The 15,322-nt window shown below is 68.1% G+C and carries 16 protein-coding genes; 8 read left to right on the top strand and 8 right to left on the bottom strand.

Annotated elements, in window-relative coordinates; translation table 11 throughout:
- Entirely contained in the window at nucleotides 1–489 is a 489-nt protein-coding gene (locus ACG0Z3_RS02770) for an outer membrane protein assembly factor BamE (RefSeq protein WP_394395067.1), read from the top strand.
- Nucleotides 490–577: 88 nt separating this feature from the next.
- Here ACG0Z3_RS02770 and ACG0Z3_RS02765 read toward each other — a convergent pair whose 3' ends face one another.
- The 5 genes from ACG0Z3_RS02765 to ACG0Z3_RS02745 all read right to left on the bottom strand — a co-directional run bounded on the left by ACG0Z3_RS02765 (nucleotide 578) and on the right by ACG0Z3_RS02745 (nucleotide 6,900).
- Nucleotides 578–1,051, bottom strand: coding sequence for an FxDxF family PEP-CTERM protein (locus ACG0Z3_RS02765; RefSeq protein WP_394395066.1), 474 nt, complete (start codon nucleotides 1,049–1,051; stop codon nucleotides 578–580).
- Nucleotides 1,052–1,271: 220 nt separating this feature from the next.
- Nucleotides 1,272–3,629: a DNA topoisomerase IV subunit A gene (parC, locus tag ACG0Z3_RS02760; protein ID WP_394395065.1), complete on the bottom strand. Its 2,358-nt coding sequence runs from the start codon at nucleotides 3,627–3,629 to the stop codon at nucleotides 1,272–1,274.
- Entirely contained in the window at nucleotides 3,626–4,282 is a 657-nt protein-coding gene (locus tag ACG0Z3_RS02755) for a lytic transglycosylase domain-containing protein (protein ID WP_394395063.1), read from the bottom strand. Before ACG0Z3_RS02755 ends, parC begins: the two co-directional genes overlap by 4 nt.
- The gene (locus ACG0Z3_RS02750; protein ID WP_394395062.1) at nucleotides 4,279–4,884 is read right to left on the bottom strand and encodes a GNAT family N-acetyltransferase; all 606 of its coding nucleotides are present in this window, start codon (nucleotides 4,882–4,884) and stop codon (nucleotides 4,279–4,281) included. Before ACG0Z3_RS02750 ends, ACG0Z3_RS02755 begins: the two co-directional genes overlap by 4 nt.
- Nucleotides 4,885–4,905: 21 nt before the next feature.
- Entirely contained in the window at nucleotides 4,906–6,900 is a 1,995-nt protein-coding gene (locus ACG0Z3_RS02745; protein ID WP_394395061.1) for a DNA topoisomerase IV subunit B, read from the bottom strand.
- Between the two features lie 77 nt (nucleotides 6,901–6,977).
- On the opposite strand from ACG0Z3_RS02745, the gene ACG0Z3_RS02740 reads away from it, so the two are divergent.
- From ACG0Z3_RS02740 to ACG0Z3_RS02710, 7 genes are all read left to right on the top strand, one after another.
- The gene (locus ACG0Z3_RS02740) at nucleotides 6,978–8,390 is read left to right on the top strand and encodes an amidohydrolase family protein (protein ID WP_394395059.1); all 1,413 of its coding nucleotides are present in this window, start codon (nucleotides 6,978–6,980) and stop codon (nucleotides 8,388–8,390) included.
- A gap of 14 nt (nucleotides 8,391–8,404) precedes the next feature.
- Nucleotides 8,405–9,622 (top strand): MFS transporter, encoded by a 1,218-nt coding sequence (locus ACG0Z3_RS02735; protein ID WP_394395057.1) that lies wholly within the window; start codon nucleotides 8,405–8,407, stop codon nucleotides 9,620–9,622.
- Nucleotides 9,619–9,744: a hypothetical protein gene (locus ACG0Z3_RS02730; protein WP_394395056.1), complete on the top strand. Its 126-nt coding sequence runs from the start codon at nucleotides 9,619–9,621 to the stop codon at nucleotides 9,742–9,744. Before ACG0Z3_RS02735 ends, ACG0Z3_RS02730 begins: the two co-directional genes overlap by 4 nt.
- A complete protein-coding gene (locus ACG0Z3_RS02725; protein ID WP_394395054.1) occupies nucleotides 9,741–10,241 on the top strand; it encodes a class I SAM-dependent methyltransferase in 501 nt (166 codons plus the stop codon). The genes ACG0Z3_RS02730 and ACG0Z3_RS02725 overlap by 4 nt, the downstream gene beginning before the upstream one ends.
- A gap of 31 nt (nucleotides 10,242–10,272) precedes the next feature.
- Entirely contained in the window at nucleotides 10,273–11,154 is an 882-nt protein-coding gene (gene dapA, locus ACG0Z3_RS02720) for a 4-hydroxy-tetrahydrodipicolinate synthase (protein ID WP_394395051.1), read from the top strand.
- A 66-nt stretch (nucleotides 11,155–11,220) separates the two neighbouring features.
- Entirely contained in the window at nucleotides 11,221–12,396 is a 1,176-nt protein-coding gene (bamC, locus tag ACG0Z3_RS02715; RefSeq protein ID WP_394395049.1) for an outer membrane protein assembly factor BamC, read from the top strand.
- Between the two features lie 24 nt (nucleotides 12,397–12,420).
- A complete protein-coding gene (locus tag ACG0Z3_RS02710; protein ID WP_394395047.1) occupies nucleotides 12,421–13,200 on the top strand; it encodes an MBL fold metallo-hydrolase in 780 nt (259 codons plus the stop codon).
- A 123-nt stretch (nucleotides 13,201–13,323) separates the two neighbouring features.
- On the opposite strand, the gene ACG0Z3_RS02705 is transcribed toward ACG0Z3_RS02710, so the two are convergent.
- The 3 genes from ACG0Z3_RS02705 to ACG0Z3_RS02695 all read right to left on the bottom strand — a co-directional run bounded on the left by ACG0Z3_RS02705 (nucleotide 13,324) and on the right by ACG0Z3_RS02695 (nucleotide 15,297).
- Nucleotides 13,324–13,530, bottom strand: coding sequence for a hypothetical protein (locus tag ACG0Z3_RS02705; protein ID WP_394395044.1), 207 nt, complete (start codon nucleotides 13,528–13,530; stop codon nucleotides 13,324–13,326).
- Nucleotides 13,531–13,690: 160 nt separating this feature from the next.
- A complete protein-coding gene (locus ACG0Z3_RS02700) occupies nucleotides 13,691–14,185 on the bottom strand; it encodes a hypothetical protein (protein ID WP_394395042.1) in 495 nt (164 codons plus the stop codon).
- Entirely contained in the window at nucleotides 14,182–15,297 is a 1,116-nt protein-coding gene (locus ACG0Z3_RS02695; protein WP_394395039.1) for a JmjC domain-containing protein, read from the bottom strand. The genes ACG0Z3_RS02700 and ACG0Z3_RS02695 overlap by 4 nt, the downstream gene beginning before the upstream one ends.
- Nucleotides 15,298–15,322: the final 25 nt, after the last annotated feature.

Here is a 15,322-nt window from a genome sequence, read left to right as displayed (position 1 = left end):
ATGCGGGCAGTTGCCCTCATCCTCTGCAGCCTGCTGCTGGCCGGCTGCATCACCGCGCCGCGCCTGCAACCAAGCCTGAGCCGCAGCGAGGACGTCGTCGCGGCCTACGGCCAGCCCCGGCGAATCTGGCCCGAAGCAGACGGCGGCCGCACGCTGGAGTTTTCCAGCCAGCCCGTGGGCCGGCGCTGCGTCATGGTGCGACTGGACGCTGACGGTCGGCTGGTTCGCATTGACGACGGCCTGTCGGCGGCCAGTCGTGCCCGCATCCAGCCGGGCATGACGCACGAGCAAGTCAGTCGCATCCTCGGCACTGAGCGCAGCCGCGTGTATTTCCAGCTGAGCGGCGAAGACGTCTGGGACTGGAACGTCGAACCTGATCAGGGCGGCTACGGCCTGCGCTTCAACGTGCACTTCAGGGCGGGGCGCGTCGTGCGCACGAGCCAGAGCATGGTCTTGGCCCATCGCCGCTTTCCCGGCGTAGCCGACTGAAGCACCATGAAAAACGCCTCGGCGCTTGCAGCGCCGAGGCGTTCAGGGAGACATTCTGTCGCGGGACGCGCAGCGCCCCGCACGGGCGTCAGTCGTTGCGACGACGGCGCGAAGCCACGAAGCCGACGATGCCCAGACCAGCAGCCAGCAGGGCATAGGTTTCGGGTTCCGGCACAGCGGCCACCGTGGAGGTCAGCGTGTAGGAGCCAACGGCCGTACCCGTGCCGGAAACACCATAAAAGTAGCTGCCGGCAGCCAGCGTCCAGGAGTCGGACCCGCTGAATTGCGTGCCGCCCACAGCGAAGCTGTCCACCGGGGTGCCGCCAGCCTTGTACAGACCCACGGCACCGAGCACGTTGAAGGATGCAAATGTCACTTGCACGTTGGACGTGCTGCCCAGCGTGAAAGCGTAGGTTTCGAAAAACGGGGCTGCGATGCCAGCTTCGGTCACAGTCTCGAACGAATCATGCGCACCACCAAAGGTGTCGACAAGCGTCACGGCTTGCGCAGCCGTCGCGCTCAGGGCCACCAGCGACGCAGCGGCGAGCAACTTCAATTTCATATTCAACTCCTTGATCAAGCGGTCAAGGGATGCAACCGCCATGAAGTCATTGTGCACCGCAACCAAAATTTGAGAACTTGTGCACAGCCCCAAGCCCTAGGGGGAGCACCCCGCAAATGAGTGCCAGATTGTAAATAGCAGGAACCCTTGGTCACTTCGGCACTGGTCTGACACAGTTTCGCCAAGTTGGTGCATTCACATCACCAGGTCGGGGTCGCGCTCACGCAACAGCCAAACGGAGCACCTTCAGCAGGCCTTCCACCATCTTGCCCTTGCGCCCCCGCTTGCCGGCGTAGCCCGCCAGCGACTGGTTCTTCAGCACCTCTTCGCGGGGTTTGCCGCCGCGTCCGCTGCCTTCCACGCGCAATTGCTGTGTGAAGCAGGCCAGCGACAGCACCGTGTCCTTGTCTTCCAGGTCCATCAGCATCAGGCCCTTGCCGCCCTTGGGCTGGTGCTTCAGCTCGTCCAGCGGGAAGGTGAGCAACCGCCCCTGCGCGCTCAGCACGCCCAGCTGCAGCGCGACAGCGTCGCTCGGCACAGTGGCCAGCAGCGGGGCCTCGCCGTCATCCAGCGCCAGGAAGGTCTTGCCTGCCTTCTGGCGGCCGACGAGGTCGCCAAGCTGGGCGATCAGGCCGTAGCCGGTCGAACCGGCAAAGACCAGACGCTGCGTCGGCGCACCGGCGACGTAGTGCGCGATCTGGCTGCCAGTCTCCAGCTCGATCATGGTCGTGATGGGCTGGCCGTCGCCACGGCCGCCGGGCAGCACCGACACGGCCACCGAATAGACGCGCCCGTTGCTGCCCACGACGATCAGCGGATCGACGCTGCGGCAGCGGAACGCGCCCCACAGGCCGTCACCGGCCTTGAAGGTCTGGGCCGCCACGTCGACCTCGTGGCCCTTTAGCGCCCGCACCCAGCCCTTCTGGCTGACGATGACGGTGACGGGCTCGTCGACGATCTTCACCTCGGCGACGACACGCTTCTCGGCCTGGATCAGCGTGCGGCGGTCATCGCCATACTGCTTGGCGTCGGCCTCGATCTCCTTGATGACCGTGCGGCGCAGCGCGCTGGTGCTGCCGAGGATGTCCTGCAGCTTGGCCTGCTCGTCGCGCAGCTTGGACAGTTCCTGCTCGATCTTGATCGCTTCCAGCCGGGCCAGCTGGCGCAGGCGGATTTCGAGGATGTCCTCGGCTTGGGCGGAGCTGAGGTTGAAGCGGGCGATCAGCGCCGCCTTGGGCTCGTCCGACTCGCGGATGATGCGGATCACCTCGTCGATGTTCAGCAGCACCAGTTGCCGACCTTCAAGCACATGGATGCGCTCGTTGACCTTGGCCAGGCGGTGCTCGGTGCGGCGGCGCAACGTCGTCTGGCGAAAGCCCACCCACTCGGTCAGGATCTGGCGCACGCTCTTCTGCGTGGGCCGGCCGTCGGCGCCAATCATGGTGAGGTTGACCGGCGCACTGCTCTCCAGGCTGGTGTGGGCGAGCAGCGCATTGATGAGGTCCTGCTGCTCGACGGTGCGGCTCTTGGGCTCGAAGACGATGCGCACAGCCGCGTCCTTGCTGGACTCGTCGCGCACGCCGTCCAGCACGGCCAGCAGGCTGGCCTTGAGCTGTAGCTGCTCGGGCGTCAGCGTCTTTTTGCCGGCCTTGACCTTGGGGTTGGACAGCTCTTCGATCTCTTCCAGCACCTTCTGCGCGCTGGTCCCGTGCGGCAGCTCGGTGACGACCAGCTGCCACTGGCCGCGAGCCAGATCCTCGATCTTCCAGCGCGCCCGCACCTTGAGGCTGCCACGGCCGGACGTGTAAGCCGCGCGAATTTCCTCCGGTGCGCTGATGAGCTGGCCGCCGCCAGGAAAGTCCGGGCCGGGGATCAGCTCGAACAGCGCGTCGTCGGTCAGGTGCTCGTCCCGCAGCAGCGCGACGGCTGCGGCGGCCACCTCGCGCAGGTTGTGGCTGGGGATCTCGGTCGCCAGGCCCACGGCGATGCCGCTGGCGCCGTTCAGCAGCGCAAACGGCAGGCGCGCCGGCAGCTCGACGGGCTCCTGCGTCGTGCCGTCGTAGTTGGGGCGGAAATCCACCGTGCCTTCGTCGATCTCATCCAGCACGAGACGGGCGATCGGGGCGAGCCGCGCTTCCGTGTAACGCATCGCGGCGGCGCCATCGCCATCACGGCTGCCGAAGTTGCCATGGCCATCGATGAGCGGGTAGCGCAGCGAGAAGTCCTGCGCCATGCGCACCAGCGCGTCGTAGACCGACTGATCGCCATGCGGGTGGAAGCTGCCCAGCACGTCACCGACGACCTTGGCGCCCTTGACCGGCTTGGCACCGGACGCGCCGCTCCAGCCCAACCCCAGGCGGTGCATGGAATACAGGATGCGGCGCTGCACGGGCTTTTGGCCGTCGGCATAGGACGGCAGCGCGCGCCCCTTGACCACGCTGAGCGCGTACTCGAGATAGGCCTGCTGCGCGTAGGCGGCCAGCGTCAGCGCGCTGGGATCGTCCTCGCCGTTGCCGTTGCCAGGGGGGGCGCCGTCGTTGGGGCCGTTGAAGTCGATGGTGGTCTGTTCGGAGCTCATGGATGCAAGGTCACACGCTGCGCTCGGGCCGGCTGGCTCTGCTGCAGCAAGGCCCAGTACAGCTCGAGGACGAGGTGCACGTGGGCCTGGGTTTCTTCGATGTCGGGCACACGGTTGCCGGCGCGACGCACGGCGCCCTCACCGGCATTCCAGGCGGCCAGCGCGGCGTCGATGCGGCCGAAACGGCGCAGCAGGTCAGCCAGCATGCGGGCGCCGGTGTGGATGTTGATGCGCGGCTCAATGAGGCGCGCGGCGTCGGCCGGAGTCGCGTAGCGGCTGGCCGTCTCGGGGGTGATCTGCATGAGGCCGGTCGCACCGCGAGGCGACACGGCATTGCGCTGGTAGCCGGATTCGACCGCGATGACGGCCTTCAGCAGGTCTGCGTCCACGCCGTGTTTCTCGGCGGCTTCACGCACCCACGGCTGCACGGCCTTGACCTCGGGCGCAATGTCCAGCCAGTTCAGCAGCGCCAGGCCCGCGTCGGTCTTGCCGGGCACGCGCTGCATGCCCACGCTGCCCAGCACGGGTTTGTAGCGCGCGTCCAGTTGGCGCGACGCAAAGTGCGCCACACCGCTGCCGTCGACGAAGCCCCACAGCTCCGCATGCGCCGGCAGCGCAAGGGCGAGCAGCAGCGAGACCAGCCAGCGCCTCATGCAGCCTCCAGCCCCAGCGCCACGCGGGCCTGGTACTCGCGATCCAGCAGCGACATGACGATCAGCGAGTCGTAGCCATCAGCGCCGTCGATGGTCACGCGTACGCTCTCGCGCAGCCGGCCCTCCTCGACGAAGCCTTCGCTCTGGTAGAGCGTCAGCGCTCGGGCGTTGAGGGCTTTCACGTCCAGCCAGAAGCGGTGCGCATGCAGCTGCGTGAACGCCATGGCCTTGAGCTGGCGCACGGCCACTCGCCCCAAGCCACGGCCCTTGGGCTGCAGCACCAGGCGCTTGAGCTCCACCGAGCCGTTCGGGTTGCGGCAGCCCTGCAGGATGACGAAACCAATGCGCTGAAGCGCGTCGCCGCGGCCGCCCGCCGGGCCGCTCCCAAGGGCGGCCGCATCCCCGTGGGGGATCGCCGGCACACCTGCCGGCGAGGGGCTCCATCCTTCGACGATGAAGTGGCGCGAGTCGGGGAAGCGGATGGCGCCCTCGTGCTGCGTGCGCTCCCAGGGCGTGATGAACGGCAGGTTCGCGCCGTCGCGCTCGACCGAGGCCACCCAGTCGAGGTCCGACAGCATGGTGGGACGCAGGCGCAGGCTCATGTCGCGTCGATCCGCTGGCGATCAGATGTCGATCTCGACGGCGTCGCCATGCAACTCCATCAACTCGCGCCGTGACGCGGCCTCGCCCTTGCCCATCAGCTTGTTGAAGGCGTCCACCGTGGCGGCAAAGTCGAACTGGCCGTAGGCCACGCGCGACAGGCGGCGGGTCTCGGGGTTCAGCGTCGTGTCCCATAGCTGCTCGGCATTCATCTCGCCCAGGCCCTTGAAGCGGCTGATGCTCCACGAGCCCTCTCGTGCGCCTTCCTTGCGCAGCTTGTCCAGCGTGGCGGTCAGCTCGCCGTCGTCCAGCGCGTAGAGCTTGGCCGCGGGCTTCTTGCCGCGGGCCGGCGCGTCCACGCGGTACAGCGGCGGCCGGGCGACGAACACGTGGCCGGCCTCGACGAGCTTGGGGAAGTGGCGGAAGAAGAGGGTGAGCAGCAGCACCTGGATGTGCGAGCCGTCAACGTCGGCGTCCGAGAGGATGCAGACCTTGCCGTAGCGCAGGCCGCTCAGGTCGGGTGAATCGTTGGGGCCATGCGGGTCCACGCCCAGCGCGACCGAGATGTCATGGATTTCGTTGTTCTTGAACAACAGGTCGCGCTCGACCTCCCACGCGTTCAGCACCTTGCCGCGCAGCGGCAGGATGGCCTGGGTCTCCTTGTCGCGGCCCATCTTGGCGCTACCGCCGGCGGAGTCGCCTTCCACCAGGAAGACCTCGTTCAACGACAGGTCTCGGCTTTCGCAGTCGGTCAGCTTGCCGGGCAGCACGGCGACGCCCGAGCCCTTGCGCTTCTCGACCTTCTGGCCGGCGCGCTGGCGCGTCTGCGCCTGCTTGATGACCAGCTCGGCCAGCTTCTTGCCGTGCTCGACATGCTGGTTCAGCCACAGCTCCAGCGCCGGCTTCACATAGGCCGACACCAGCCGCAGCGCGTCGCGCGAGTTCAGCCGTTCCTTGGTCTGGCCCTGGAACTGCGGGTCCAGCACCTTGGCGCTCAGCACGAAGCTGGCGCGCGAGAACACGTCGTCCGGCATCAGCTTCACGCCCTTGGGCAGCAGCGAGTGCATCTCGATGAAGCCCTTGACGGCGCCGAACAGGCCGTCCTTCAGGCCGGACTCGTGCGTGCCGCCGGCCACCGTCGGGATCAGGTTCACATAGCTCTCGCGCAGCGGCGCGCCGTCTTCCGTGAACGCCACACACCAGGAAGCGCCCTCGCCTTCGGCGAAGTTCTCGCTCTCGCCGGCGCCGGCAAAGCCCTCGCCCTCGAACAGCGGGATCAGTGGGTCGCTGTTCATCGCCTGCGCCAGGTAGTCGCGCAGACCGGCCTTGTACTGCCAAGTCGTGACCTCGCCCGTCTTCTCGATCTTCAGCGTGACGATGACGCCCGGCATCAGCACGGCCTTCGACCGCAGCAGGTGAACCAGCTCGTGCCTGGGCAGCTCGGCGCTCTCGAAATACTTGGGGTCGGGCCAGACACGCACCGTCGTGCCCTGCTTGCGGTCGCCGCTGACGGCCGGGCGCGCGGCCACCGGCTGCACGACATCGCCATGCTCGAACGCGATGCCGGCCACCTGCTTGTCGCGCCACACGGCCACTTCCAGCCGCTTGGCCAGCGCATTCGTCACGGACACGCCCACGCCGTGCAGGCCGCCCGAGAAGCTGTAGGCGCCGCCCGAGCCCTTGTCGAACTTGCCGCCGGCATGCAGCCGCGTGTAGACGATCTCGATGACCGGCACGCCTTCTTCCGGGTGCAGGCCGAACGGAATGCCGCGGCCGTCGTCGGCGACCGACACAGAGCCGTCGGTATGCAGCGTCAGGTCGATGCGCTTGCCGTGGCCGGCCAGCGCCTCGTCGGCGGCGTTGTCGATGACTTCCTGGATGCAATGCAGCGGGTTGTCAGTGCGGGTGTACATGCCCGGCCGCTGCTTGACGGGTTCCAGGCCTTTCAGAACACGGATGGAGGATTCGCCGTAGGCGGCAGCGGCGTTGGCGGAAGTGGACGGGGGACGGCTGGACATAGGGGCGGGATTCTATGAAGTGGCTCGGGCTAGGATTCGCGGCTCCCTGAAGACTGAACTCCACCGAGTCCTGCCGCTTGAGACTGCTGATCGCTTCGCTATTGTTGTCGACCTGTATTTTTTCACAGGCTCAGACATCCCCCGCTCCCCAGCAGCCCTACCAGGCCAGCGCGCCGCTGTCCTGGGAGCTGAAGAACGCCCGCTGGTTCGACGGCCACAAGATCCAGAAGGGCAACCTCTACGTCGAGAACGGCGTGTTCACCGCGAAGAAGCCGCCCAAGGTCAACCGCAAGATGGACATGCGCGGCCAGGTGCTGATCCACCCGCTGGCCGAGGCGCACAACCACAACCTGCAGACGGCCTGGGGCTGGGGCCAGTTCGCCGACACCTACATCGACCAAGGCGTGTTCTACGCCGCCATGCTGTGCGGCGACCCGGCCGGGGTAGCCGAAGTGAAGCCACTCACCGCCGACCCGGCAGCGCCGGAGGTCAGCTTCGTCACCGCCTGCATCACGTCCAGCGACGGCTACCCGCTCGCTGCCGTGCTGCCCGAACCCACGAGCGAGGCCGCGGCGGCTCAGCAGCAGATCGTCCTCGTCGACAGCCCCGAACAGGCCCGCCAGCAGTGGCCGGCCATCAAGGCCCGCGGCGGCCAGTGGCTGCGCCTCGTGCTGGCCCACAGCGAGCGCCCCGAGCTGCGCCAGCGGACCGAACACTTCGGCCGCCTGGGCCTGACGCCCGACACCGCCGCCGCACTGACCCAGCTGGCTCACGCCGACGGCCGCCGCGTCGTCGCTCACGTGGAAACGGCGGCCGACTTCGACGCCGCGCTGGCAGCCGGCGTGGACGCCATCGCCCACTTGCCCGGCTACGCCAACATGCTGGACGAGGCGCCCGAGCAGTTCGCCATCAGCGACGCGGCGGCTGCCCGCGCCGCGCACCAGCGCACCGCCGTCATCACGACGACTGCCGCCACGGCCCTCTTCAAGCTCGACGGCGCCCCGCTGGCCGCGTTGCGCGACGTACAGCGCGCCAACCTCGCGAAGCTGCAGGCAGCCGGCGTGCAGTTGCTGGTGGGGTCGGACGTCTTCATCGGCACCGCCCGCGCCGAGCTGCATGCGCTGGACGCGCTGGGCATGGACCGTGCCACGCTGCTGCGCCTGGCCACGCAGGACACGCCGCGCGCCCTCTTCCCCGGCCGCAAGCTGGGCTGCTTCGAGCCCGGCTGCGAGGCCAGCTTCCTGGTGCTGGGCGGCGACCCCATCGCCGACCTGACCCAGGTCGACATGCCGATGCTGCGCGTCAAGCAGGGCCGGCTGCTGACGCGCCTGGCTGACGTGGCCGCGTCCAGCTCGCAGGCCAGCGCGTCGACCGCCGACGCGCCGAGGAAGGGCGCCGCCAAGAAAAAAGCCAGCAAGGCCAAGACGGGCGGCAAGAAGGCGGTGGCCAAGACACAATCCAAGGCGACCAGCAAGGCCAAGCGGCGCTGAGTACAGTGCGGCAGATGAATGCCGCCCGCCCCGCCGCCCCTGGCCTGTCCGTCCACCAGGTGCTGCTGTGCGGCGCGCTGATCGTCACACTTTCCATGGGCATACGCCATGGATTCGGCTTCTGGCTGCAGCCCATCATCACCGAGCGGGGCTGGACGCGCGAGACCTTCTCCTTCGCGCTGGCCATCCAGAACATCGCCTGGGGCGTCGCCGGCCCCATCGCCGGCATGCTGGCCGACCGCTTCGGCGCCTGGAAGGTGCTCATCGTCGGCGGCATCGCCTACGCGCTGGGCCTGCTGGCCATGGCGCTGGCCAGTGATCCGCTCGGCTTCACGCTGGGTGCCGGCGTGCTGATCGGCCTGGCGCAGTCGGGCTCCACCTACGCTGTCATCTACGGCGTACTGGGCCGCACCGTCTCGCCTGAGAAGCGATCCTGGGCCTTTGGCGTCGCCGCGGCGGCCGGCTCGTTCGGCCAGTTCGTCATGATCCCCATCGAGACCTGGCTCATCAGCCACCTCGGCTGGCAGACGGCGCTGTTCCTGCTGGCCGGCACGGCGCTGCTGATCGCGCCGCTGGCGCTGGGCATCCGGGAACGCCAGACCGTGGGCGCGTCGGCCGGCCACCAAAGCATCGGCCAGGCCCTGAAGGAGGCCTTCGGCTACCGCAGCTTCCAACTGCTGATGCTGGGCTATTTCGTCTGCGGCTTCCAGGTCGTCTTCATCGGCGTGCACCTGCCCAGCTACCTGAAGGATCACGACCTCGGCATCGAGGTGTCCACCGGCGCGCTGATGCTGATCGGACTGTTCAACATCTTTGGCACCTACACCGCCGGCATGCTGGGCCAGCGCTTCCCCAAGCGCTACCTGCTGTCGGCCATTTACGGCCTGCGGGCGGTGGCCATCGCCATCTTCATCGCCGTGCCGCTGACGCCGCTGAGCGTCTACGTCTTCGCTGCCGTCATTGGCTTCCTGTGGCTGTCCACGGTGCCGCCGACGAATGCCGTCGTCGCGCAGATCTTCGGCTCGCAGCACCTGTCCATGCTGGGCGGCTTCGTGTTTTTCAGCCACCAGATCGGCAGCTTCCTGGGCGTCTGGCTGGGCGGCAAGCTCTACGACGCCACAGGCAGCTACGACGTCGTCTGGTGGCTGGCCATCGCGCTGGGCGTCATGGCCATGCTGGCGAACCTACCGGTGCGCGAAGCGCCCATCCCACGGGGCGCGCAACCCGCATGAAGCCGCGCCGCTGGATCGCGCCCACCTTGGTCGCCGCTGCGCTGGCAGCGACTGTGCTCGCCTACCGCCACCCGGCGGTCATGATCCAGCTCAGCGAGCAGATCTGGACGTGCTTCGGATGACGCCGTCCGCCTGGCTGCAGCGCTTCGCTCCGTCCACGCCCGGCACCGCGCTGGACGTCGCCTGCGGCTCCGGACGCAACCTGCGCTGGCTGGCAGCGGCCGGCTGGCAGGTCACCGGCGTCGACCGTGACACAGCCGCCACAGCGCCACTGCAAAGCCTTGCAAAGATCGTCGACGCCGACATCGAGAAGGGCCCCTGGCCCGTCGACGGCCACCAGTTCGATCTGGTCGTCGTTTGCAACTACCTGTGGCGGCCGCTGTTCGACAAGATCAAGTCCGCCGTGAAGCCGGGCGGCTGCCTCGTCTGGGAAACCTTTGCCGACGGCCAGCAGACCATCGGCCGGCCGTCGCGCCCGGATTTCCTGCTGCAGCGGGGCGAACTGCTGCGCGTCTGCCATGACTGGCACATCGTGGCTTACGAAGACCTGTTCGAAGCCGGCGTCAACCCGCGCTACGTCCAGCGCGTTGCGGCCATCCGGCCGTCGCCGACGGCCTAAAATCGCCCGAATTCCTCAAGACATTTCCACCATGAAGCCCATCCTCGGCAGCATCGTCGCCCTCGTCACGCCCATGAACGAGGACGGCAGCATCGACTACCCCGCCCTGCGCCGCCTGATCGACTGGCATGTCGAGTCCGGCACTGCCTGCGTCGGCGTCGTCGGCACCACCGGCGAGTCGCCGACGGTCAGCATGGAGGAGAACCGCGAAATCATCCGTGTCGCGGTCGAGCACGCCAAGGGCCGCATCCCCATCCTGGCCGGCACCGGCGCGAATTCCACCGCCGAGGCCATTGAACTGAGCCGCTACGCCAAGGAAGTCGGCGCGGACTGCACTCTGTCCGTCGTGCCGTACTACAACAAGCCGTCCCAGGAAGGCATCTACCAGCACTTCAAGGCGATCGCCGAGGCGGTGGACATCCCCATGATGCTCTACAACGTGCCCGGCCGCACCGTCGCGGACATGCTGCCCGAGACCACGCTGCGCTGCGCCGAACTGCCCGGCGTGTTCGGCACCAAGGAAGCCACTGGCAACATCGAGCGCGCCGCCTTCCTCATCAAGCACGCGCCCGAGGGCTTTCACGTGTACTCGGGCGACGACGGCACCGCTGTGGCACTGATGCTGCTGGGCGGCCATGGCAACGTCAGCGTGACAGCCAACGTCGCGCCCGCCCAGATGGCCGAGATGTGCCGCTTGGCCATCGCCGGCAATGCCATCGAGGCGCGCAAGATCCACCTGCAGCTACTGGGCCTGCACAAGCAGCTGTTCTGCGAACCCAGCCCCGGCCCGGCCAAGTGGGCCCTGTCCCGCCTGGGCCGCTGCGGCGACACGCTGCGCCTGCCCATCACGCCGCTGACCGCGGCTGGCCAGGCCGTCGTCGGTCAGGCCATGGTCGAAGCCGGATTGCTCTGACGCCTCTGGTCTAATGCGCCGCTGCCCGCCAGACGCGGGCAACCAGTTCCCTCGGAGATCTCCAGCGTGACGTCCCTTTCCTCGATTTGCTCGCATCGCCCCACGGCGACCCGTCTGGCCTGCACGGCCCTCGTCCTGTCGCTCGCCGGCTGCAGCACCATCGACAGCATGTTCTCGTCGGACAAGGTCGACTACAAGACCTCCGCCCGCCAGACCCAGGGCCTGGACGTTCCGCCGGACCTGACCCAGCTCGCCAAGGACAGCCGCGCCCAGGTGCAGGGCGGCTCCATCACCGCCTCGGCGCTGACCGCCAACCGCCCCGCCGCCGCAGTGGTCGCAGGCACGCCCATGGCCGCCAACAGCGTGGCACCCAACAGCGCCGGCGACATCCGCCTGGAGCGCAGCGGCACCGAGCGCTGGCTGCACACCACAGCCACGCCGGAACAGATCTGGCCGCAGCTGCGCGCCTTCTGGCAGGAGCGCGGCCTGGAGCTCACCAAGGAACAGCCGGAAGTCGGTGTCATGGAGACCAACTGGGCCGAAAACCGCGCCAAGCTCCCGCAGGACTTCATCCGCGCCACCATCGGCAAGGTCTTCGAAGGCCTGTACTCCACCGGCGAGCGCGACATGTACCGCACCCGCGTAGAGCGTGGTGCCAACGGCACGGACATCTTCATCAGCCACCGCGGCATGCAGGAGGTCTACACCAACTCCTCGCGAGACAACACGGCATGGCAGCCGCGCGCCAGCGACCCCTCGCTGGAAGCCGAGATGCTGTCGCGCCTGATGCTCAAGCTTGGCGGCCAGGAAGCCGCCGCCAAGGCCGTCGTCGCGGCAACCCCGGCGGCGCCGACCGCGCCGCCCACCGCCGGTGATGCGATGCGCCCGCGCCGCCCGCTGTCCGAAGTGCCGGATAGCCTGACCGTCAACGACGGCTTCGATCGCGCCTGGCGCCGCGTCGGCCTGTCGCTGGACCGTCACGGCTTCACCATCGAAGACCGCGACCGCGCCGCCGGCCTGTTCTACCTGCGCTATGCCGACCCCGAGAAGGCTGGCCAGGACGAACCCAACTTCTTCCAGCGCCTGTTCGGTGCCAAGGCCCTCACGCCCACACGCTACCGCGTGTCGGTCAAGGCCGACGGCGTGAAGAGCACGGTGCGCATGCTCGACGAGCGCAGCCAGCCCATCACCGACGACAACGCCAAGCGCATCCTGTCGCTGCTGATGGACGACCTCAAGTAAGGTCACCTCGGCAGAACGGCTGCCATGCGGTTTCGCAACCTAGGCAGCGGCAGCGGCGGCAACTCGACGCTGGTCGAGGCCAGCCAGGGCATCACGACCACCCGCATCCTCGTCGACGCGGGCTTTAGCGAGCGTGAGCTGACGCGCCGCCTGGGACTGGCGGGCTGCACAGCCGCCGACATCGACGCCATCTTCATCACGCACGAGCATGGCGACCATGTCGGCCGCTCGGTGGCGTTCGCGCGCCGGCACCGCATCCCGCTGATCACCAGCCGCGGCACCTGGCGCGCCATCGGCTGTGACGATTTCGACGCTAGCCTGCTCTGCCTGGCGCGGCACGACGAAGCCATCGTGCTCGGCGACCTGCAACTGCAGCCCTTCACCGTGCCGCACGACGCGCAGGAGCCGCTGCAACTGTGCCTGAGCGACGGGGCCCAGCGGCTGGGCATCGTGACCGACCTCGGCTGCGCACCTGACAGCGTCGTGAAACAACTGGCCGGCTGCCACGCGCTGCTGCTGGAGTGCAATCACGACGAAGCCCTGCTTCGCGCGGGCCCCTACCCGGCCTCACTGCAGCGGCGCATCCTGGGTACCCACGGCCACCTGTCGAACAGCGCCGCCGCCGAGTTGCTGGCCCGCTGCCGGCACCCTGCACTCGGCGCCGTCGTCGCCGCGCACCTCAGCGAGAAGAACAACGCGCCCGCACTTGTGCGCCAGGTCCTGGCAGCCGCACTGGACTGCAGGCAGGACGAGGTGCGGATCGCCGACCCAGCACTGGGATTCGATTGGGTCGCCCTCGGCTGACGAGGGGCGCAAAGTTTTGTAATTCAGCCAGTAACTACCGGACTGGCGCCACATCGCCAGCCAGAAAAGAAAAGAGCCGTCGCTGCTTGCGCAGCGACGGCTCTTTCCGAGCGGACGAAGTGATTACTTCGAAGCGGCGGACGCAGCAGCGTCGGCAGCAGCCGAAGCGCCAGCATCGACGGCGCTGGCGGCAGCCGAAGCGGCTTCCGAGGCGGCGGGAGCCGGGGCGGTCACGGCGGGGGCTTCAACCTTCGGCTCTTCAGCCTTCTTGCTGCAAGCGGTCAGGGCAGCAACGGCAACCAGGGAAGCCAGCAGGATCGACTTATTCATTACTTGTCCTCAAACGTTTAAACGACGGTGCACACCATAATTTTGGGGCCGTGCGTCAGTGTTTCATCACCAACTGCCGACCCCGCAGAACAAGACGCGGAAAACCTCGAGCGCTTCCCTCGCCTAGCCCGCGATTATAGGGGCTCCTTGCACCAAGCTTTCATAACCCCAAAGTTGTTGGCGCAAATGATTCGCAGGAACGTTGTGCGGCGGCATCAAACCAGTCCAGCCAGCGGCGGCGCTGGCCGACCTCCAGACTCAGCTCACCACGCCATAGGTGCCGGTCAAGCAGGCGCAGGCTGAACGCGGCATCGGGCGACGCTGCCAGCAGCAGACTCTCCGGCGCGCCTTCCAGCTTCAAGTCGGGCTCCACCATGCGCGCGGTCACGCAGTGTGCGAAGTCCCGCCGCCAACGCACGAACCGCGGATGCTGGCGCACGATGTCGTCGTACTGCCAGGCCAGCAGGTGCAGTTGCCGCCCTTGCCGTGCCCAGGCTGTCAGCGCGGCCAGCACGTTCGCGTCCGACCACGGCCAGTCGACAAAGCTGGCATCCCAGGCATGCAGCGCCTGGCAGCCCTGGCCGGCCGCCCAGACCAGCCCCTCGGCGCTCAGCTGGCTGAAGGCCGCCCGACCGGTGAACGTCTGCGGCGTCACGCCGGCAGCGGCTGAACCCAGCCGTCCTCCGTCCACTGATCCAGCAGTTCCCTCGCCTCGGGCGACAGGCGCTGGACTTCAGCCGCCGTCAGCTGGCGCACATCCGCGAGACGCCGCATGAGTGCGGCGTCTCGCCCACCAGCCCGAAAGCTCTCGCCGTTGATGAACACCTGGCTGGTGTCATAGAGCATGCGGCTGCGGCGGTCCAGCACTGCGCCCAGCCCCGGCGGCAGCACATCGCCCGGCTCGAACCAGACATTTGCCTTGGGCTCCGTGAGCGCCTCGCCAAGCGCGCGCTCCAGCGCCAGCGGTTTGTTCAGCGCCAGCTCCGCCGCGCGGCGAGCGAAGTCCAGCAGGGCCGTGGGCACGCGAGCGGGTTCGGTGGTGGCCTCCTGGCGCGGGTCGGCATAGAGCTTGCCGGCGCCGTCGATGTCATCCAGCAGCCGGGGCAGCAGTTCGGCCGCCAGCCCCTCGGCCGTCGAAGCGCGAAAGCCCACGGACCCGGTCATGCAGCCCGGGCCCACCGCCACGCCATCGTGGGCCCAGCCCGGCGGCAGGTAGAGCATGTCACCGGGCTCCAGCACGAAGTCCTGCTCCGGCGCGAAGTTGGCGATGATCTTCAGCGGCACGTCGTCGCGCAGCACGGCGTCCTTCTGCGCCGCGATGCGCCATCGGCGCCGGCCTGCAAGCTGGATAAGGAACACGTCGTAGGAGTCGAAGTGAGGCCCAACGCCGCCGCCATCGCTGGCGACAGACACCATCAGATCGTCCAGCCTCGCATCCGGCGCGAAGCGGAACTGTTCCAGCAGCGCACGCGCCGCGTCCAGATGCTGATCCAGCCCCTGCACGAGCAGTGTCCAGCCGGGTTTGCTCATGGCCGGCAGCCGCGCGATGGGGCCGTGCTTGAGCTTCCAGTCGCCGTCAAAGGCCGTGACGAGCCGGGACTCGACATCGTCGCGTGCCGCCAGTGCGGCCAGGTCCTTAAGGGCCGCCAGAGGGCGGGCGTCGGCGAAGGCCTGTCGCACCAGCAACGGCTTCTTCTGCCAATGCTTGCGCATGAACTGGGCCGGGCTCAGGCCGGCGAGCATGGGGGTGGGGAGATCGATCTGCATGCGGACATTGTGCCGAGAGGGGCTG

The organism is Pelomonas margarita (assembly GCF_043555875.1).
GTDB classification, from domain to species: domain Bacteria; phylum Pseudomonadota; class Gammaproteobacteria; order Burkholderiales; family Burkholderiaceae_C; genus Pelomonas; species Pelomonas margarita.
Note: the sequence above shows the minus strand (reverse complement) of the source record. Positions and strands in the feature narration are given on the sequence as shown.